This is a genomic window from Micromonospora sp. WMMD980 (genome assembly GCF_029626035.1).
Lineage (GTDB): Bacteria > Actinomycetota > Actinomycetes > Mycobacteriales > Micromonosporaceae > Micromonospora.
Window position 1 is genome coordinate 6,081,513 of the sequence record NZ_JARUBE010000003.1, and the last position, 18,136, is coordinate 6,099,648.

The 18,136-nt window shown below is 74.5% G+C and carries 20 protein-coding genes; 14 read left to right on the forward strand and 6 right to left on the reverse strand.

Features of this window, described 5'->3' with window-relative positions:
* Positions 1-20: 20 nt before the first annotated feature.
* Positions 21-827: a hypothetical protein gene (locus O7618_RS28750; protein WP_278109268.1), complete on the reverse strand. Its 807-nt coding sequence runs from the start codon at positions 825-827 to the stop codon at positions 21-23.
* Positions 828-901: 74 nt separating this feature from the next.
* Between O7618_RS28750 and O7618_RS28755 the strand changes: the two genes are divergently transcribed.
* Together O7618_RS28755 and O7618_RS28760 are read left to right on the forward strand one after the other, a co-directional pair.
* Complete coding sequence (locus tag O7618_RS28755) at positions 902-1,846, forward strand: Ppx/GppA phosphatase family protein (protein ID WP_278109269.1); 945 nt, start codon at positions 902-904, stop codon at positions 1,844-1,846.
* 75 nt (positions 1,847-1,921) lie between these two features.
* Entirely contained in the window at positions 1,922-2,728 is an 807-nt protein-coding gene (locus O7618_RS28760; protein WP_278109270.1) for a sugar phosphate isomerase/epimerase, read from the forward strand.
* Between the two features lie 34 nt (positions 2,729-2,762).
* Here the strand turns inward: O7618_RS28760 and O7618_RS28765 are convergent, their stop codons facing one another.
* From O7618_RS28765 to O7618_RS28775, 3 genes are read right to left on the reverse strand one after another with little or no spacing between them, the layout of a single operon-like run.
* Entirely contained in the window at positions 2,763-3,329 is a 567-nt protein-coding gene (locus O7618_RS28765; RefSeq protein WP_278109271.1) for a CGNR zinc finger domain-containing protein, read from the reverse strand.
* A gap of 19 nt (positions 3,330-3,348) precedes the next feature.
* Positions 3,349-4,515, reverse strand: a complete 1,167-nt coding sequence (locus tag O7618_RS28770) for a glutathionylspermidine synthase family protein (RefSeq protein ID WP_278109272.1) — start codon at positions 4,513-4,515, stop codon at positions 3,349-3,351.
* Position 4,516: 1 nt separating this feature from the next.
* Positions 4,517-4,789, reverse strand: coding sequence for a hypothetical protein (locus O7618_RS28775; RefSeq protein WP_278109273.1), 273 nt, complete (start codon positions 4,787-4,789; stop codon positions 4,517-4,519).
* A 73-nt stretch (positions 4,790-4,862) separates the two neighbouring features.
* Here O7618_RS28775 and O7618_RS28780 point away from each other — a divergent pair, with 73 nt between their 5' ends.
* Positions 4,863-5,783 (forward strand): proline dehydrogenase family protein, encoded by a 921-nt coding sequence (locus tag O7618_RS28780; RefSeq protein WP_278109274.1) that lies wholly within the window; start codon positions 4,863-4,865, stop codon positions 5,781-5,783.
* A 1-nt stretch (position 5,784) separates the two neighbouring features.
* On the opposite strand, the gene O7618_RS28785 is transcribed toward O7618_RS28780, so the two are convergent.
* Positions 5,785-6,189: a VOC family protein gene (locus O7618_RS28785; RefSeq protein WP_278109275.1), complete on the reverse strand. Its 405-nt coding sequence runs from the start codon at positions 6,187-6,189 to the stop codon at positions 5,785-5,787.
* A gap of 76 nt (positions 6,190-6,265) precedes the next feature.
* On the opposite strand from O7618_RS28785, the gene O7618_RS28790 reads away from it, so the two are divergent.
* The 11 genes from O7618_RS28790 to O7618_RS28840 all read left to right on the forward strand — a co-directional run bounded on the left by O7618_RS28790 (position 6,266) and on the right by O7618_RS28840 (position 17,196).
* Positions 6,266-7,060: an alpha/beta hydrolase gene (locus O7618_RS28790; protein ID WP_278109276.1), complete on the forward strand. Its 795-nt coding sequence runs from the start codon at positions 6,266-6,268 to the stop codon at positions 7,058-7,060.
* Complete coding sequence (locus O7618_RS28795) at positions 7,053-7,619, forward strand: TetR/AcrR family transcriptional regulator (RefSeq protein WP_278109277.1); 567 nt, start codon at positions 7,053-7,055, stop codon at positions 7,617-7,619. Before O7618_RS28790 ends, O7618_RS28795 begins: the two co-directional genes overlap by 8 nt.
* A 50-nt stretch (positions 7,620-7,669) precedes the next feature.
* On the forward strand, positions 7,670-8,005 hold the full coding sequence (locus O7618_RS28800) for a YrdB family protein (RefSeq protein WP_278109278.1): 336 nt from the start codon (positions 7,670-7,672) through the stop codon (positions 8,003-8,005).
* Between the two features lie 1,267 nt (positions 8,006-9,272).
* Positions 9,273-10,517 carry a hypothetical protein gene (locus tag O7618_RS28805; RefSeq protein ID WP_278109279.1) on the forward strand — a complete coding sequence of 415 codons (1,245 nt, stop codon included), beginning with the start codon at positions 9,273-9,275 and terminating at the stop codon, positions 10,515-10,517.
* 51 nt (positions 10,518-10,568) lie between these two features.
* Positions 10,569-11,966 (forward strand): HlyD family efflux transporter periplasmic adaptor subunit, encoded by a 1,398-nt coding sequence (locus tag O7618_RS28810; RefSeq protein ID WP_278109280.1) that lies wholly within the window; start codon positions 10,569-10,571, stop codon positions 11,964-11,966.
* Positions 11,963-12,817, forward strand: coding sequence for an ABC transporter ATP-binding protein (locus O7618_RS28815; protein WP_278109281.1), 855 nt, complete (start codon positions 11,963-11,965; stop codon positions 12,815-12,817). The genes O7618_RS28810 and O7618_RS28815 overlap by 4 nt, the downstream gene beginning before the upstream one ends.
* Positions 12,814-13,998, forward strand: coding sequence for an ABC transporter permease (locus O7618_RS28820; protein WP_278109282.1), 1,185 nt, complete (start codon positions 12,814-12,816; stop codon positions 13,996-13,998). Before O7618_RS28815 ends, O7618_RS28820 begins: the two co-directional genes overlap by 4 nt.
* Before the next feature lie 191 nt (positions 13,999-14,189).
* Positions 14,190-14,399: a helix-turn-helix domain-containing protein gene (locus O7618_RS28825; protein WP_013288759.1), complete on the forward strand. Its 210-nt coding sequence runs from the start codon at positions 14,190-14,192 to the stop codon at positions 14,397-14,399.
* Positions 14,400-14,618: 219 nt separating this feature from the next.
* On the forward strand, positions 14,619-14,720 hold the full coding sequence (locus O7618_RS28830; protein WP_007465623.1) for an AURKAIP1/COX24 domain-containing protein: 102 nt from the start codon (positions 14,619-14,621) through the stop codon (positions 14,718-14,720).
* 119 nt (positions 14,721-14,839) lie between these two features.
* Complete coding sequence (locus tag O7618_RS28835) at positions 14,840-15,913, forward strand: NAD-dependent epimerase/dehydratase family protein (protein WP_278109284.1); 1,074 nt, start codon at positions 14,840-14,842, stop codon at positions 15,911-15,913.
* Between the two features lie 425 nt (positions 15,914-16,338).
* Positions 16,339-17,196 carry a lysophospholipid acyltransferase family protein gene (locus O7618_RS28840; protein ID WP_278110186.1) on the forward strand — a complete coding sequence of 286 codons (858 nt, stop codon included), beginning with the start codon at positions 16,339-16,341 and terminating at the stop codon, positions 17,194-17,196.
* A 15-nt stretch (positions 17,197-17,211) separates the two neighbouring features.
* Here the strand turns inward: O7618_RS28840 and O7618_RS28845 are convergent, their stop codons facing one another.
* Entirely contained in the window at positions 17,212-18,087 is an 876-nt protein-coding gene (locus O7618_RS28845; protein WP_278109285.1) for an HAD-IB family hydrolase, read from the reverse strand.
* Between the last annotated feature and the right edge of the window lie 49 nt (positions 18,088-18,136).

Sequence of the window (18,136 nt, forward strand, 5' to 3'; positions counted from 1 at the left end):
CGTTAAGAAGGGGCCCTTCCTTACTCGCTGGCGGGGTGGGGAGCGATCTGGCCCTGGCGTTGGCGGGCGGCGCAGAGTTCGGCCAGTTTCGCGTACGCGGGCGCGCCGATCAGCGCGGTCAGCTCCGGGCCGTAGGAGACGTACATCGGGTCGGCGCCGACGTGCGCGTCGGTGGAGGAGGTGCACCACCAGTCCAGGTCGTGACCGCCGGCGCCCCAGCCGCGCCGGTCGAACTCGGCCAGCGTGGAGATCAGCACCTTGGTGTCGTCCGGTCGCTTGTGCCACTCCTGGTCCCGGCGGACCGGCAGCTGCCAGCAGACGTCGGGCTTGTATTCCAGCGGGTGCACCCCGTCGCGCAGCGCCTGGGCGTGCAGCGCGCAGCCGCCCCCGGCGGGGAAGTCGGCGTCGTTGAGGAACACGCACGGCGCGTCCACGTCCCGGGTGGCGGTGCGCCGGGCCGGTGTCTTGCCGTCGACCGTGTCGTTCTCGGTCCAGTTCTTGAAGCCCCGGCGGAAGTGCTGCCAGGTCTCGGGCGTGAGGCGCTTGACCGCCGCCCGGACCCGCTTCTCGTCGTCGGAGTCGGTGAAGAACGCGCCGTGTGAGCAGCACCCGTCGGCCGCCCGGCCCTTAACGATGCCGTGACAACCCGAGCCGAAGATGCACGTCCAGCGGGAGAGCAGCCAGGTCAGGTCGGCCCGGACGACGTGCTTCGGGTCGGCCGGGTCGGCGAACTCGATCCACTCCCGTGGAAAATCCAGCCCGACCTCGCGGCTGCGCGGGTCGGCCGGGTCGTCAACCAGCACGTGAAGCTCGATCTGCCCTGTCACCCGGACCAGCGTACGCGCGGTCACCCCGGCCGGCCGGCGAGCCGACGAAACGTGTTGCGCCTAGGGTGCTTGCCATGCGACTGGGTGTCCTCGACGTCGGTTCCAACACGGTGCATCTGCTGGTGGTCGACGCCCACCACGGCGCGCACCCCTGGCCGGCGCACTCGGAGAAGGTGGTGCTGCGGCTGGCCGAGCAGATCGGCCCGGACGGCGCGTTGACCGACGCCGGCGCGGACGGGCTGGTCAAGGCGGTCGGCATGGCCCGGGCGGCGGCCGACGGGCTGGGCGCCGAGGACCTGTTGGCGTTCGCCACCAGCGCGGTCCGCGACGCCACCAACGCCGCCGAGGTGCTGGCCCGGGTCCGCGACGAGACAGGGGTACGCCTGGAGGTGCTCTCCGGCGCGGACGAGGCGCGGATGACGTTCCTCGCGGTGCGGCGGTGGTTCGGCTGGTCCGCGGGCCGGCTGCTGGCGCTGGACATCGGCGGCGGCTCGCTGGAGCTGGCCGCCGGCATCGACGAGCACCCGGACGTCGCGATCTCGCTGCCGCTCGGCGCGGGCCGGCTCAGCCGGGAGCGGCTGGCGGTCGACCCGGCCGGTCTGATGCCGCCGCCCGCCGAGGCCGTGGAGGACCTCCGGGAGTACGTGGACGCGCAGCTCGACCCGGTGGTGAAGCAGTTGACCGAGGTGGGCTGGGAGCGTCCGGTGGCCACCTCGAAGACGTTCCGCACGTTGGCCCGGCTGGCCGGCGCCGCGCCGTCCGGCGCGGGTCTGTGGGCCCGGCGCAGCCTGACCCGCACCGGGCTGCGGCAGGTGCTCGGGTTCGTCCGGCACATCCCACCGGCCCACCTGCCCGAGCTGGAGGGGGTCAGCGCGCAGCGGGCGCACCAGCTCCTGGCGGGCGCGGTGGTGGCCGAGGCGGTGATGCGCCGGCTGGACGTGGACAGCCTGGACATCTGCCCCTGGGCGTTGCGCGAGGGGGTCATCCTGCGCCGGTTGGATCAGCTCGCGCCGATGTGATCCGCGCGGCCGCTCTGGGCGCTTTGCGGCTGCTCGTCCCGATGCTTGCCGACGGGTGCGGTTACCCTGAGGGGTGTGACTTCCCGCGTCCCGGTGCTCCTCTCCACGTCCTCGGTCTTCCCGGAACGGACCGCGGCGGCTTTCCAGCTCGCTTCGGCGCTCGGTTACGACGGCGTCGAGGTGATGGTCTGGACCGACCCGGTGAGCCAGGACGCGGGCGCGCTGCGCGGCCTCTCCGAGCACTACGACGTGCCGGTGCTCTCGGTGCACGCGCCCTGCCTGCTGGTCACCCAGCGGGTGTGGAGCCCCGACCCGTGGGAGCGGCTGCGGCGGGCCGCCGAGCTGGCCGAGACGCTGGAGGCGCCCACGGTGGTGGTGCACCCGCCGTTCACCTGGCAGCGTGACTACGCGCGCACGTTCGCCGACGGGCTGGACGCCATCGCCGGGCGGTTCGGCGGCCTCCGCTTCGCCGTGGAGAACATGTTCCCGGTGCGGATGGCCGGCCGGCAGTTCGTGCCCTACGTGCCGGGCTGGGACCCGACCGACACCGGTTACGCCTCCTACACGCTCGACCTGTCGCACTGCGCGGCTTCGCACACCGACGCGCTGGCGATGGCCGACCGGATGGGCGCCGGGCTGGCGCACGTGCACCTGGGCGACGGCACCGGCGAGGGCCGCGACGAGCACCTGGTGCCCGGTCGGGGCGGTCAGCCCTGCGCGGAGCTGCTCCGGTCACTGGCCGGGCGCGGCTTCACCGGCTCGGTCGCGGTGGAGGTGACCACCCGAGGTGCGAAGAGCCGCGCGGTGCGCGAGTCGGATCTGCGCGAGTCGCTGGAGTTCGCCCGGGCGAACCTGACCGCGCCCTCACCCGTCGACGTCTGACGGCGCGGCGGCGTCCGGCCGGGGTCGACGGCGGTCAGGTCACCGGGGCCAGCGGCTGGGCCGGGACGGCCTGCTCGCCGACCGCGGCACGCTTGCGGGCCCGGTGCGCGGCCACGTGCGAGCGGGTGGCGCAGCGCTCGGAGCAGAATCGCCGGCAGCAGTTGGACGAGGTGTCCAGGTAGACGTTGCCGCAGCGCTCGTCCGCGCAGACGCCGAACCGGGCGCTGCCGTATTCGCAGAGCCACACGGACAGGCCCCAGACGGCGCCGGCCAGGTATTCGGCGGAGACCGACGCGCCCCGGCTGGTCACGTGCATGTGCCAGTCGGAGGAGTCGTGGCCGGAGATGCGCGGCTGCACCGGGAACGCCTCCAGCAGCGCGTTCAGCTCGGTCACCGCGTCGGCGTCCCGACCCGAGGTGCCGTACTCGAAGACGTCCCGCAGACGCTTCTGGGCCCGCCGGAAGATCGCCAGGTCCCGTTCCGCGACCTCGTCGCGCATCCAGGCGTTCTCGTCCGGGAAGAGGGCCCGCAGGCCGTCGAGGTCGTCCAGCCGGGCGTTGACGAGCTCGACCCCGGTCCGGGCGTACGCGTCGAAGTTCACGACACCAACGGTAGACGACTCAGGCCGGGCGTGGCGCGTCGATGTAGTGGGGCAGGAACCGCGCGTAACCGTCCGTGATGAGGCTCTCGCTCTCGCGAATGCCGACCCCGGCCGACCCGCCGTCCACGATCCAGCTCCCGAGCACCGTGTGGCCGCCCCCGAACTGGGGCAACGCTCGGAACTCCTGGAAGCAGAAGCCCTCGTCACCATAGATCCCCGGGTTGGTGATCTCGGTTTCGGCGGTCACGATGCGTACCGAGCCGCCCTCGCGGCCGAGCAGCGGCTTGGCCACGTACTCGGTCATTCCACGCGGCGAGTCGAGGTAGGCCGGCAGCAGGTAGTCGTGCCCGGGATACAGCTCCCAGAGCACCGCCAGCAGCGCCTTGTTCGACAGCAGCAGCTTCCAGGCCGGTTCGATCCAGGTGGTCGGGGTGCCCGGGTCGAGCGCCGGTGGCCCGTACGGCTCGGCGAGCATCCACTCCCACGGGTAGAGCTTGAAGCAGGTGGTGATCGGCCGGTCGTCGGCGTCGACGAAGCGTCGCCCGTCCCAGCCGACCCGCTGGATCGGCATCAGCGTCACGTCCAGCCCGGCCTGGCGGGCGGTCTCGGCCAGGTAGCCGGCGGTGATCTGGTCTTCGCCCGACTCCTCCTCGTTCGACCAGACCACGTGCGCCCGGGGCTCGTGCAGCCCGGCGCCGATCCTGGCCCACGCGCCGACCAGCCGCTCGTGCAGGCTGTTCCACTGGTCCGCGTCCGGACGGGTCTGCTCCAGCCAGTACCACTGCACGATGCTCGCCTCGACCAGCGCGGTCGGGGTGTCCGCGTTGTATTCCAGCATCTTCGGCGGCCAACTGCCGTCGTACCACAGGTCGAACCGGCCGTAGAGCGTCGGCGGGCCCTCCCGCAGCGAGCGGGCGATCGCCTCGGCGGCCCACTCCGGGATGCCGAACTCGGCGTGCCGGCGGCGGGCCACCACGTGCTCGGCGGCGGCCACCGACATCCGGTGCAGCTCCTCGGTCGCCTCCTCCAACCGCAGCACCTCGTCCAGCGTGAAGGCGTACGCGGCGGTCTCGTCCCAGTACGACATGATCTCGCCGTCGGGCAGCTCGGTGTCGACGTACACCAGGCCCTGGGCCCGGATGGTGTCGTCCCAGTCGGGGCGCGGCGTGCTCGCCTCGCGGCGCACGTCAGCCGCCGCAGGAGGCGAGGTGGGAGCCGAAGCCGCCGCGCTCGGGCAGCGCGGCGGCCAGGGCGGTGTCGCCGCGCGCGGCGGTGGCCGGCGCGGGAACCCGCAGCGCCACCGCGACGGTGTCGCCGCCCCCGCCGGCCGGGCCGAGCGCGCAGTCGTCATCGTCGTCGTCGTAGCCGTTGTTGCAGCCGGAGAGCGCGAGCGCCAGCGCGGTGAGCGCGCCGAGCTGCACCGTGGCCGAGCGGAGCCGGCGTCGGGGGTGTCGTTCCACGTGAACGTTGTAGCCGACCGTCGCTACTTCGGCTGCCCGGCGGGGGGTCGGGGGTGGGCGTTACGCTCGGCTCATGCTCCGTTCCGTCATCCTCGCCGCCTCCCGGTCATCCCAGGTGGAGCGGCTCGTCGCGACGGCCCCGTTCACCCGGGACGTCGTCCGCCGGTTCGTCGCCGGCGCCGGCACCGACGACGCGCTGCGCGCGACCCGCGCACTCGTCGCCGACGGCCAAGCGGTCACCCTCGACTATCTGGGTGAGGACACCACCACCGGTGAGCAGGCGAACGCCACCCGGGACGAATACCTCAGACTGCTGCGTCTGCTCGGCGCCGCCGGGCTCACCCCGGCCGCCGAGGTCAGCGTGAAGCTGTCCGCGCTCGGCCAGGCGTTCGACGAGCAGTTCGCGTACGACAACGCGCGGCAGATCTGCGCGGCGGCCGACGCGGTCGGCACCACTGTCACCCTGGACATGGAGGACCACACCACCACCGACTCGACGCTGGACATCCTGGCCAAGCTGCGCAAGGACCACCCGGGGACCGGGGCGGTGCTCCAGGCTTACCTGCGGCGGACCGAGTCGGACTGCCGCGAGCTGTCCGCCGCCGGGTCGCGGGTGCGGCTGTGCAAGGGCGCCTACAAGGAGCCCGAGTCGGTGGCCTACCAGTCCGCCCGCGAGGTGGACAAGTCGTACGTGCGCTGCATGAACGTGCTGATGGCCGGCGACGGCTACCCGATGCTCGCCACCCACGACCCGCGCCTGATCGCCATCGGCGAGGACCGGGCGCGCTGGTTCGACCGCGACCCGGGCCGGTTCGAGTTCCAGATGCTCTACGGCATCCGCCCGGAGGAGCAGGCGCGCCTGGTCGGTGAGGGCTACACCGTGCGCACCTACGTCCCCTACGGCGACCAGTGGTACGGCTACCTGATGCGCCGGCTCGCCGAGCGTCCGGCCAACCTGGCGTTCTTCGGCCGAGCGGTGATGTCGAAGAAGTGAGTCAGTCGTTCGACCAGGTCCGGGTGCTCAGCACGAGGCGGTAGCCGTCCGGGTCGGCGAACGCGATCCCCCACCTGTCCCGGTACGGGCCGGCGGAGACCCTGGTCCCGCCGGCCCGTTCGAGTCTGGTCACCAGTTCGTCCTCGACCGGCCCGTCGAGGTAGAGCACGAACAGGTCCTCCTCGGTGGGGCATGGGTCGACGGTCAGCGCCGCGCCGCCGACCAACTCCAGGTGCCAGCCCGCGCCGGGGCGCCCGAGCATCACCAGGTCGTGCTCGCCCGGGCCGTCGGCGGCGCCCCGGTAGAGCACGTCCAGACCCAGGCCGTCGGTCCAGAACCGCTCGGCGGCCGCGAGGTCGCGGCTGGGCCGGGCGAAGCGTACGTGGTTGTCGGCGGAGATCGGCACGCGGTGATCGTGCGACCTGAGGTCGGGTTGAGGTCAAGCCTTGACGCGCTTGGCTAATGCTATTAGCTTTAGAGCTATGACAGTTAGCCAGGTGGTGCGGGACGGCGGGACCATCGCGTACGAGGTGCACGGCACGGGCCCCCTCGTGGTGCTCGCGCACGGCATGGGGGAGAACCGGGCTGCCTTCCGGCACCTGACGCCGCTGCTGGTGGCGGCCGGTTACCGGGCCGCCTCGGTCGACGTACGCGGGCACGGCGACTCCAGCCCGCACTGGCCCACCTACGCCCCGGCCGAGGTCGGCGGCGACCTGCTCGCCGTAGTGCGGGCGCTCGGCGGCGGACCGGCCACGCTGGTAGGCAGCTCGTCCAGCGGGGCGGGCGTGGTCTTCGCCGCCGCCGAGGCGCCCGAGCTGGTCAGCGGCATCGTGCAGATCAGCCCGTTCGTCGGCCAGCCGAAGCCGAACCCGGTGATGCGGGCGCTCCAGGCCGCCGTGCTGCGCAGCCCCCGGCTGTTCGGGCAGTTCCACCGCTCACTCTTCCCGTGCGGGCGGCCGGCCGACGACGCCGCGTACCGCAAGGAACTGGTCGCCAAGCTGCGCGGCCGGATGGACGCGGTGCGCGGCGTGGTCGCGCCGGTCGACCCGCACTGGACCGCGCGGGCCCGGGCGGTGCGGCAACCGGTGCTGGTGCTGATGGGCACGAAGGACCCCGACTTCCCCGACCCGGGCGCCGAGGCCCGGGCCGCCCGCCGGCAGTTCGCCGTCGCCGAGGCGCGGATGATCGCCGACTCCGGCCACTACCCGCACGCCGACCAGCCCGACGCCACCGCGGCCGACCTGGTCGAGTTCCTGACGGTGACCGCGCGTGCCTAGGGCCGGCCTGACCCCGGTGACCGTGGTCCGGGAGGCGGCCGTGCTCGTCGACGAGGTCGGGCACGACCGGTTGACCCTGGCCGCGCTCGCCGGCCGGCTCGGCGTCGCGCTGCCCAGCCTCTACAAGCACGTGCGCGGCGTCGACGCGCTGCACCAGAAGCTCGCCGTGCTGGCCACCGCCGAGATCGCCGACGTGCTGACCGGCGCCGCCGCGGGCCGGGCCGGCGGCGACGCGTTGCGCGCCGTCGCCGCCGCCTACCGGGGGTACGCCCACCGGCATCCCGGCCGCTACCCGGCTACCCAGCGGGCGCCCGATCCCGCCGACCCGGAACACCTGGCCGCCGCCGAGCGTGCCGTCGGCGCGATTTTCGCGATCCTGCGCGGCTACGGCGTCGAGGGCGACGCGGCCGTCGACGCCACCCGGATGTTCCGGGCCACCGTGCACGGCTTCGTCACCCTGGAGGCGGCCGGCGGGTTCGGGTTGCCCCGCGACGTCGACCGCTCGTTCGACCGCATGATCGACGGGCTCGACCTCGCGTACCGGGGCTGGCGGTCGTGATGAGTGCCCGGTCGTCGTCCGCTCGTTCGTCGTCCGGACCAGGGGTCGGCGTGCATGCCGTGCTGCTGGGCGGCATCTTCCTGCTGGAGTTGGCGCTGCTGGCCGCAGCCGGCTTCTGGGGCCTCACGCTGGACGTCGGCTGGCCGGTGCGGCTGCTCGCCGGCCTCGGCACGCCGTTGGCGCTCGCCGTGGTCTGGGGGCTGCTCTGCTCACCCCGGGCCGCCGTGCCGCTGCCCGCCCCGGCCAAGCTCGGCGTCCAGGCGGCCTGCTTCCTCACCGGCGGGGTTCTGCTCGCTCTGGCCGGCCACCCGCTCCCCGGCGCGGCCCTGGTGCTGCTCTGGTCACTCGACAAGGCGCTCCTGACCCGCTCCGGCACCCCGATCTGACCCGCCTGTCCACCCGTCGCGGCCGCCCCGCGCTGCCCTGCCCCGCGCCGCGCCGTACCAAGATCTAGGCGGACGCCGCCCTCTGACGACGATCTTGGAAGGAAAGGGCCCCTCTGAGGGCCGTTTTCTTCCAAGATCTGGCCCGACGTGAGTGATGCGATTACTCGCCGGACTCTTTCCCGGAACGCCCGATTGGTCGTACCCTTCGCCGGTGACCGACGGCGACGAGGAGCCCTCCGGCCGGGCAGCCGACGGCGACCAGCCACCGGCCGGGAGCGACAACGAGGGGCAGTACCCCCGTGTCGATGTCGGCGAGGAGACGTCGGCTCCGGCCCTCCCAGCGAAGGCCTCGGCGGACGTCTCACCCCCGGCATCCGCTCCGCAGCCGGTCCCCGTCGCACCCCGACCGGCCGGGTCCGGCACCCCACCCGTGGCCGCCGGCCCGAGCATGGTTGCGCCTGAGCCGAGCCCGGCCGCCGGTCCTGAGACGGACCCGCCCGGCGACCCCGAAGCGGACGCGGTGGCCGCCACGTCGAGCACGGCAGCCGCCACCTCGGCGCCGAGCAGGAGCGGGGCGAGCGCACCCGTTCCCGCCGTGACGGCAGCCCTACCCGAGCCGAGCGCCGCTGTCCCCGCCGAACCACAACCGAGCAGGCCCACCCCTGCCCCGACACCGGTCGAGCCGACGCCAGGCCAGCCGACACCGGTCGAGCCGATGCCAGCCCAGCCGACACCGGTCGAGCCGATGCCAGCCCAGCCGACACTCATCGAGCCGGCTGGAGCCGACCCGACGCTGATCGAGCCGGCTCCGGCCGACCCGGCACCGGTCGAGGCAGCTCCAGCCGACCCCGTGCCGATTCCGCCGGAGTCCACGGTGCCGGCACCGACCGAGTCGGAGTCGACCGCGCCGCCGGCGATGACCGCGCAGACCGGGCCAGCTCCGACCGCGCCGGCGGCGACCGGGCCAGCGCTGGCCACGCCGGCTCCGATGGCGCCGGCTCCGATGGCGCCGGCTCCGAGCGAGGCCACGGCTGACGCGATCCCACCGGCAACGGTCACGCAGGCACCGGAGTCGCCCGAAGCCGCCCCGCCCGCGTCCGTGCCCGCACGCGCATCCGTGCGTGTGCCCGTGCGTGTGCCCGTGCCTGTGTCCGCACCCGCACCCGCACCCGTGCCTGTGCCCGCGCCCGTGCCTGTGCCCGGACCCGCGTCCCTGCCCGCACCCGCGTCCCTGCCCGGACCCGGACCCGGACCCGCACCCGCGTCCGTGCGCAAGCGCAAGCGGCGGTGGCCGCTCTGGACCGCGCTCGGCCTCGCCCTCGGTCTGGTGGCGGGCGCGGTGCCCGGCGTGCTCCTGCGGCAGATGGACGCGGCCGGCCGGCTCGCGGCGGGTTCGGCCGAACCGGGGACGGCGGCCGAGCGGCAGCTCGCCGAGCGGATGGTCGGGCAGCTCGACCGGCAGGGCGCCGCGTTGCTCGGTGGCGACCGGGCCGGCTTCCTGGCGGTCGCGGAGCCGGCCGCCCGGCCGGCGCTGACCAAGCGGTACGCGGCGCTTCGGGCGCTCCGGGTCACCGTGTGGCGCCCCGCCGCCGACGGCGTGCCGGTGGCCGTCGACGGGCGGCCCGGGGAGTGGCGGCTGACCGTGACGGTGGGCTACTGCTTCGTGGCGCCAGGTTGCGCGCCGAGCGCGACGGGGTTGGGCACCCGCTGGCGGCTGGTGGGCGAGCAGCCGCGGCTGCTCGCGGTGGAGCCGTCCCGGACGGATCCGACCGGGGTGCGCCCGTGGGTGGTGAACGACCTGGCCGTGGCGGTCGGGAAGCGCGCGCTGGTGGCCACCACGCCGGCCCAGCGGGCCAAGCTGCCCGGCCTGCTCGCCCAGGCCGAGGCGGCCGCCCGGGTGGCCGACCGGTACGCGGTCGGCCCGCCGCCGGACCGGTACCTGGTCTACTACGCCGGCCGGGCCGAGTGGCAACGCTGGTACGGCGGCGGCCGGCCGAAGTGGACCGCCGGGTACGCGGTGGGGGTCGGCGGTGGCCGCCACGACGTCGTGCTCAACGCGCAGAGCCTGGCCCCGGGCGGCGTCGACGACCTGCTCCGGCACGAGCTGACCCACGCCTCCTCGCTGCCCGACCAGGGCTACGCGGACCACGCGGACTGGTGGCTGGTGGAGGGGCTGGCCGAGTACGCCGGCACGGACGGCCAGCCGGTGGACCGCTACGAGGGCCTGGCCGAGGTGCGCAAGCTGGTTCGCGGCGACTGGGCCGGCCGGCTCGGCACGGTGGCCCCGGCCGACGACGCCACCGACGACCGGGTCGGCGGTGCCTACGGCGTCGGCTACCTGGCCGTGCGGCACCTGGTCGACCGCTACGGCGAGCAGCGGGTGCTGGACTTCTTCCGGGCCGTGGTGCACCAGCGGCGATCCCCGGCGGAGGCCGCCGACGAGGTGTTCGGCGACCCGTGGTCGATGCTGCACGACGACTGCGTCGCCTACATCCGGTCGGCCACCGGCTGAGCGCCGCCCGCGACGCGCCGGCGGCGTCGACGCCGGTCGACGGGTCGTAGCATGGGCCGGGTGGCCCGCACTCCCTCGCCGCGGCTGCGCCCAGTCACGCGGCCCCGCCTGCTCACCGCCCTCCTCGCCGCCGTCGCGCTGACCGGCACCACGGCCGCCAGCTGCGGCGGCGACGCTCCCTCGGTCACCGTCGCCCCGGTCGGCCGCGCCCCGGTCAGCGAGGTCGTCGACGCGCCGGCCACGGTGACCGCGCGGGCCGCGGCCACGCTCACCGCGCCCGCCGACGGCACCCTGGCCACCCTGCGTGTCCAACCCGGACAGCGGGTCGCCAAGGGGCAGGTGCTCGCGGTCGTCGAGTCGCCGTCCGCGCGGGACCGGCTGGCCCAGGCGCGCGACGCGTTGCGCGCGGCGAAGCGGGCCGGTCGCGGCGTCGGCGTCGGCGACCTGGGCGGCAACCGACGCGGCACCGACCGGGCCGCCGACGAGGCGTTCGCCGCCGCCCGCGCCGCCGCCGGCAAGGTCGGTGACCCGCAGGCGCGCGCCGCGCTGCTGCTCCAGGTCGAGTCGGCGCAGAAGCAGTACACGTCGGCCGCCCGCGCCGCCGACCGCGCGGTCGCCGCCGTGCAGCGCGGCGTGGCCGGTCTGAACAGTGCCGTCGGCGCGTTGTCGGCCGCGCAACGCCTCCAGGCCCAGCAGGCGTACGACCTGGCGAAGGCGACCGTCGACGCGTTGACGCTGCGCGCCCCGATCGCGGGTGTGGTGCAGCCGGGCGGCACCCGCGTCGCGGCGTCGACCGACCTGGCCGGGCTGTTCGGCGCGGCCGGCGGTCAGGTGCCGCCCGGCCTCGACCCGTCGGCGTTGGGCGGGGCCGGCTCGGGCGGGCCGCCGGCCGGGGTCGACGACGCCGTGCCGGCCGGAGGCCGGGTCACCGCCGGCACACCGGTGCTCACCGTGGTGGACACCGGCCGGTTGGGCCTGCTCGCCGAGGTGGACGAGACCGACGTGCTGCTGGTGCGGGCCGGGGTGCCCGCCTCGGTGGAGCTGGACGCGGTGACCGGCGCGACGTACGACGCCACCGTGCGCTCGGTCGACGTGCTGCCCACCAGCTCGGCGCGGGGCGGGGTCACCTACCGGGTCCGGCTGGACCTGGGCGCCGGCCGGCTCGGCGAGGCGGAGGCCGCCCCGGCGCCCCGCCCCGGCATGAACGCCGTGGTCCGGCTGCGGGTGCGGGAGGCGGCCGACGCGGTGGCCGTACCGGCCTCGGCGGTCTTCTCCGCCGACGGGCGGGACGCGGTCTGGGTGTCGCGCGACGGCCGGGCGGACCGGGTGCCGGTGACCGTCGGCGTGCAGGGGCAGGACCTGGTGCAGATCGTGGACGGGGTGCGGGCCGGCGACCGGGTGGTGGTGCGCGGCGCCGACCAGGTCACCGACGGCCAGGAACTCCCGTGACCGTCGCCGCGATCGAGGCGGTCGACGTGTCCCGCACCTACGAGCTGGACGGGGTGTCGGTGTCCGCGCTGCGCGGGGTGTCGCTCACCATCGCCCAGGGCGAGTACGTGGCGGTGATCGGCCCCTCCGGCTCGGGCAAGTCCACGCTGATGCACCTGCTCGGCGGGTTGGACCGGCCCAGCGGCGGCCGGCTGGTGATCGGCGGCCGAGACGTGGCCTCGCTGACCGCCCCGGAGCTGGCGACGTTGCGCAACGAGACCATCGGCTTCGTCTTCCAGGCGTTCCACCTGCTGGCCCGGACGTCCGCCGTGGACAACGTGGCGTTACCGCTGGTCTATCGCGGCGTCGGGGCCCGGCAGCGGCGGGAGCGGGCGGCGGCGATGCTCGGCCGGGTCGGGCTGGGGCACCGCCTGCACCACCGGCCCAACCAGCTCTCCGGCGGGGAGCAGCAGCGGGTGGCGATCGCCCGGGCGCTGGTCACCGAGCCGGCGGTGCTGCTCGCCGACGAGCCGACCGGCAACCTGGACAGTGTCACCGGCGAGGCGGTGCTGGAGTTGTTGGAACGGCTGAACGCCGAGTCCGGGGTGGCGTTGGTGATGGTGACCCACGACCAGGAGGTGGCGGCCCGCGCGCGCCGGCGGATCGCGGTGCGGGACGGGTTGATCCGGTCCGACACCGTTCATGATCGACCGGGGTCGGCCGGCGCGGACCGACCTGCGACACTGGATTCCGCTCCCAGCGCGGAGCCCCGGTCCGCGTCCGGAAGCGGCCCGGGGCGCCCGTCCGGTGGCTCCGGTGGCGCCACCGGAGCCACCGGACGCCTTCCGCACCCCGCGGGGGGCGCCGGATGAGGCTGGCCGAGGCCTGGCGGGTGGCGCTGGACGCGTTGCGGGCCAATCGGATGCGCAGCGTGCTGACCATGCTCGGCGTGATCATCGGGGTCGCCTCGGTGGTCATCCTGGTGGCCATCGGCACCGGCACCAAGCGGCAGGTGGAGCAGCAGGTCGAGGGGCTCGGCTCGAACCTGCTCCTGGTGGTGCCGGGCAAGATCGAGGTGGGCACCGCGCCGGTGGTGTCCCCGCTGGATCTCAAGGACGTCGACGCCGTCTCCCGGGTGGTCGGCGACCCCGGCCGGGTGGCCGTGACGGTGGCGTCCGGCGCGACCGCGCGGGCGGGCAACCGGTCCGACTTCACCACCGTGCAGGGCGTGCTGGAGACCACCCCGTCGGTGTTCACCCGCTCGCTGCAACGCGGTCGCTATCTGACCGGGGCCGACGTCGACACCAGCCGCCGGGTGGCGGTGCTCGGCGCCTCGGTGGCCCGGACGCTCTTCCCCGACCGGGACCCGCTCGGTCAGCAGGTCACGCTGGCCGGGGTGCGGTTCCGGGTGATCGGTGTGTTCGCCCCGCTGGGGCAGAGCCTCGGCGTGGACCGGGACGACGAGGTGCACGTCCCGGTGACCGCCGCCCAGCGGCTGTGGGGCACCCAGCGGATCGACGGCATCGCGGTCAAGGCGCCCGACCGGGACCGGATCGACCAGCTCGGCGAGCGGATCGTGGCGGAGTTGTCCCGCCGGCACCCGGACACCGAGTTCAGCGCCGTCACCCAGCAGCAGATCCTCGGCGTGCTCGGCGACATCCTGGGCGTGCTCACCGGCGTGCTGGCCGCCATCGCCGGCATCTCGCTGCTGGTCGGCGGCGTCGGCGTCTCCAACATCATGCTGGTGTCGGTGCGCGAGCGGACCCGGGAGATCGGCCTGCGCAAGGCGGTCGGCGCCCGACCCCGGGACATCGGGGTGCAGTTCCTGCTGGAGGCGGTGCTGCTCACCTCGATCGGCGGACTGACCGGGATGGCGCTCGGGGTGGGCACCGCGTTGCTCGTCGACGCGTTCTCGCCGATCCCGGCCGCGATCACCTGGTGGTCGTTGGCGCTCGCCTTCGGGGTGTCGGCGGCGGTCGGCATCGTCTTCGGGGTGGTGCCGGCGCAGCGGGCCGGGCGGCTCGATCCGGTGGTCGCGTTGCGCGCCGAGTAGGCGGATCGGGACGCGCCACCCGTCCGGGCGAAAAGCCCCGCGGAACGCGGGTTCCGCCATGATCAAAGGAAGGAAGGGATCGCGCCGGTCACAGCCGTCCCGCTACCGTACTGGTTACACGCGCGTCGCTCGTCGAGGCGGAAGCACCTGCCCGGTGGCACGCGCCGGGCACGGGAATGGGTCGGTGAGCCATGGCCGGGTCGCAGTCCGACGCACGGCTGTCGGATGTCAGGTTCCTGACCGTCGCCGAGGTGGCGACGGTCATGCGGGTCTCCAAGATGACGGTCTACCGTCTCGTGCACAGCGGTGAGCTGACCGCGGTGCGGGTCGGTCGCTCGTTCCGGGTGCCCGAGCACGCCGTGCACGAATACCTCCGGGGCGCCTTCCAGGAGTCCGCCTGACCGCTCGCGGTCCCGCACGGAGTGCGACGAAAAGGGGCATCGACGGGGGCGCGTTGGTCCTGCTGACGCACTCCGGCTACCCTGGAGCCCGACCGAGATCGCACCCTGGTGTGCCCTGCCCACCTCGCTGGTCCGGTCCGTTGTCCGCAAGCGGGCACGGCGCCACCGTGCGGTGGCGCCTGCCGGTCCGCCCCGCACGTTGCATCGAAAGGCTGTCGTATGGGCTCGGTGGTCAAGAAGCGCCGCAAGCGCATGGCTAAGAAGAAGCACCGCAAGCTGCTGCGCAAGACCCGCGTCCAGCGTCGCCGTCTCGGCAAGTGACCGGGGCCGGGCGCTGACCCGGCACCGGCACCACTTGCCAACTGTCGACCCTCGGAGGCTCAGGTGATCAGGCCGCGGACGTCCCGGCTCGATCGTGCCTGCCGCGCAAGGCGCACGACATGACCCCCGGTGGCACCTCAGGTGCACCGGGGGTCGTCGTCGTCACCGGGGTCGGCCGGTTCCTCGGCGCCAACGTCGCCGCCCGGCTCGCCGCCGACCCACGCATCGAACGCGTTATCGGGGTCGACCCGGCCCCGCCCAACCCCGAGCTGGCCGACCTGCTCGCCGACGTCGAACTGGTCCGCCTCGACCTGGACTCGCTCGGCGGGCTCCTGATCGACCTCGACGTCGACGCGGTGGTGCACCTGGCGTTGGTCACCGCCCCCGACCCCCAGCAGGGCGGCCGGGCGGCGATGAAGGAACAGAACGTCATCGGCACGATGCAACTGCTCGCCGCCTGCCAGCGCGCGCCCCGGCTGCGCCGGCTCGTGGTCCGCTCGTCGACCGCGGCCTACGGGGTGTCGTTCCGCGACCCGGCCGTCTTCACCGAGGAGACCGAGCCGCGCGAGGTGCCGCGCGGCGGCTTCGGCCGCGATATCCTCGACATCGAGGGCTACGTCCGCGGGTTCCGCCGCCGCCGTCCCGACGTCACCGCGACCGTGCTGCGGTTCGCGCCGTTCATCGGCTACACCGCCGACACCACGCTCACCCGCTACTTCGCGCAGCCGGTGGTGCCCACCATCTTCGGCCGCGACCCGCGCCTGCAGTTCCTGCACATCGACGACGCGCTGACGGTGCTGTACCGGGCGGTCGCCGAGGAGCACCCGGGGACCTACAACGTGGCCGGGCCGGGAGTGCTGTCGTTGTCGCAGGCGATCCGCCGTGCCGGTCGGGTGGCCGTGCCGGTGCTGGAGCCGGGCCTGGCCGGGGTGGCCGCGATCGCCCGCACCATGGGCTTCGGCCGCTACGGCCTGGACCAGGTCGACCTCTTCGTGCACGGCCGGGTGGTGGACACCACCCGGCTGGAGCGCGAGTTCGGCTTCACCCCGCGTTCGACCGCCGCCGCGTTCGACGACTTCGTCCGCGCCCACCACGGCGGGGTGGTGGTGACCCGGGATCAGCTCGCCGCCGCCGAGCAACTGGTGCTGGAGAGCATCCGCCAGGTCCGCTCGACCGTCCGGGAGCGCTCGTGAGCAGCTCGCCGGAGCGGCGTGACGCGCGCTTCGACGTACCCCCGGCCGGGCCCGGGCCGGACGCGGAGCCGGCGCGGCGCAACGGGCACCGGCCGGTCACCGCGCCGGCCGCCCGCCCGGCGGCGCGGGTCGACGAGCCGGACACCTCCACCGACGAGCCCGTCGCCGCGAAGCCGGCGGCCGACCAGCGCGCGGCCGCGAAGCCGGCGGCCGACCAGTGCGCTGCCGCGCCGGCGGCCGACCAGGGCGCTGCCGCGAAGCCGGGCGCCGACGAGCCCGCCGCCCCGAAGCCGGTCGCGAAGAAGGCCGTCGCGAAGAAGGCGGTTGCCAAGAAGGCGGTCGCGAAGAAGGCCGTGCCGGCGTCGGCCCGGGACAGGGCGTCCGACACCGCGACGGCCGAACCGCCGGCCGACACGGCGCCGGCGGTGACCGACCGGCCCGGGGACCACTGGGACCGCCGGGTCGCGCAGGGGCTCGCCTTCCTGCGGCGGCGGCTCTCCGGCGACTACGAGGTGGACGAGTTCGGCTTCGACCCCGACCTCACCGACGCGGTCTTCCACCCGCTGGTGCGGCTGCTCTACCGGGACTGGTTCCGCACCGAGGTCGGCGGCCTGGAGCACGTGCCGACCGACGGTGCCGGCCTGGTGGTGGGCAACCACTCCGGCACCGTGGCGCTGGACGCGCTGATCCTCTCCACCGCGCTGCACGACCGGCATCCGGGCCACCGCTACCTGCGCCTGCTCGGCGCCGACCTGGTCTTCCGGATACCGGTGGTCTCCGAGCTGGCCCGTAAGACCGGCGGCACGGTCGCCTGCAACCCGGACGCGGAGCGGCTGCTCGGCAACGGTGAGTTGGTCGGCGTGTTCCCGGAGGGCTTCAAAGGCGTCGGCAAGCTCTACGCCGACCGCTACAAGCTCCAGCGGTTCGGCCGGGGCGGGTTCGTCTCCGCCGCGCTGCGCACCGGCACGCCGATCGTGCCGGTGGCGATCGTCGGCGGCGAGGAGATCTATCCGATGCTCGCCGACATCAAACCACTCGCCCGGCTGCTCAAGCTGCCCTACTTCCCGGTGACGCCGACGTTCCCGTGGCTGGGGCCGTTGGGCATGGTGCCGCTGCCGAGCAAGTGGCTGATCGAGTTCTGCCCACCGATCCCGACCGCGCACCTGCGCGACTCGGCGGACGACCCGCTCGTCGTGTTCAACCTCGCCGACCAGGTGCGGGAAACCATCCAGCAGACGTTGCACGGGTTGCTGGAGCGCCGGCCGGACCCGTTCGGCCCCTGACCGGCGCGGCTCCGCTCAGGCGCGCTGGCGGCGGCGGTGCAGCGCCAGGCCGGCGGTGACCGCGCCGGCGAGCAGGCCGGCGGCGGCGGTCGAGGGCACCGCGATGCGTACGGCCCGGCGGCCGGTGCGGAAGTCGCGGACGTCCCAGCCCTGCTCGCGGGCGCGCCGCAGCAGCGCCGGATCGGGGTTGACCGCCACCGCGTGGCCCACCGCGGACAGCATCGGCAGGTCGTTGGCGGAGTCGCTGTAGGCCGTGCACCGGGCCAGGTCCAGCCCCTCCACGGCGGCGAGCTGGGTGACCGCCTCGGCCTTCGCCGGCCCGTGCATCAGGTCGCCGACCAGCCGGCCGGTGTAGGCGCCGTCGACCACCTCGGCGACAGTGCCGACCGCGCCGGTCAGGCCGAGCCGGGTCGCGATCACCCGGCCGATCTCCACCGGGGCGGCGCTGACCAGCCAGACCCGCTCGCCCGAGTCGAGGTGCCGCTGGGCCAGCCGGCGGGTGCCGGCCCAGATGCGCGGCGCCATCAGCTCGTCGAAGATCTCCTCGGTGAGGCGCTCCACATCGTCGACCCGCCAACCCTGCACGAAGGCGAGCGCGGCCTCCTTCGCCTGCGACATGGTGCCCGCGTGCTCGGTGGCGAGCAGCCGGAAGCGGGCCTGCTGCCAGGCGAACCGGGCCAGGTCACCGGCGGTGAAGTAGTCGCGGGCGGCAAGCCCCCGGGCGAACCAGTAGATCGACGCGCCCTGCATCATCGTGTTGTCCACGTCGAAGAACGCGGCGGCGGTCGGATCCGGCGTGCCGGCTGTCGCGGGTGCCGCCGGGGTCTCCGCCCAGCCGGCGGTGTGTCCGTGGGCGTCGGTGCTGACCGTCACCCGGTGGGACTCGGTCATGGCGACCTCCCTCCCTCGACGACGGCGTACGGGGCCCGTGTCGAGCGTA

Excerpts from the sequence above, each read along its gene's own strand:
- O7618_RS28755 (WP_278109269.1), top strand. The coding sequence starts at position 902 with ATGCGACTGGGTGTCCTCGACGTCGGTTCCAACACGGTGCATCTGCTG.
- O7618_RS28780 (WP_278109274.1), top strand. The coding sequence starts at position 4,863 with ATGCTCCGTTCCGTCATCCTCGCCGCCTCCCGGTCATCCCAGGTGGAG.
- O7618_RS28790 (WP_278109276.1), top strand. The coding sequence starts at position 6,266 with ATGACAGTTAGCCAGGTGGTGCGGGACGGCGGGACCATCGCGTACGAG.
- O7618_RS28810 (WP_278109280.1), top strand. The coding sequence starts at position 10,569 with ATGGGCCGGGTGGCCCGCACTCCCTCGCCGCGGCTGCGCCCAGTCACG.
- O7618_RS28820 (WP_278109282.1), top strand. The coding sequence starts at position 12,814 with ATGAGGCTGGCCGAGGCCTGGCGGGTGGCGCTGGACGCGTTGCGGGCC.
- O7618_RS28825 (WP_013288759.1), top strand. The coding sequence starts at position 14,190 with ATGGCCGGGTCGCAGTCCGACGCACGGCTGTCGGATGTCAGGTTCCTG.
- O7618_RS28830 (WP_007465623.1), top strand. The coding sequence starts at position 14,619 with ATGGGCTCGGTGGTCAAGAAGCGCCGCAAGCGCATGGCTAAGAAGAAG.
- O7618_RS28835 (WP_278109284.1), top strand. The coding sequence starts at position 14,840 with ATGACCCCCGGTGGCACCTCAGGTGCACCGGGGGTCGTCGTCGTCACC.
- O7618_RS28845 (WP_278109285.1), bottom strand. The coding sequence starts at position 18,087 with ATGACCGAGTCCCACCGGGTGACGGTCAGCACCGACGCCCACGGACAC.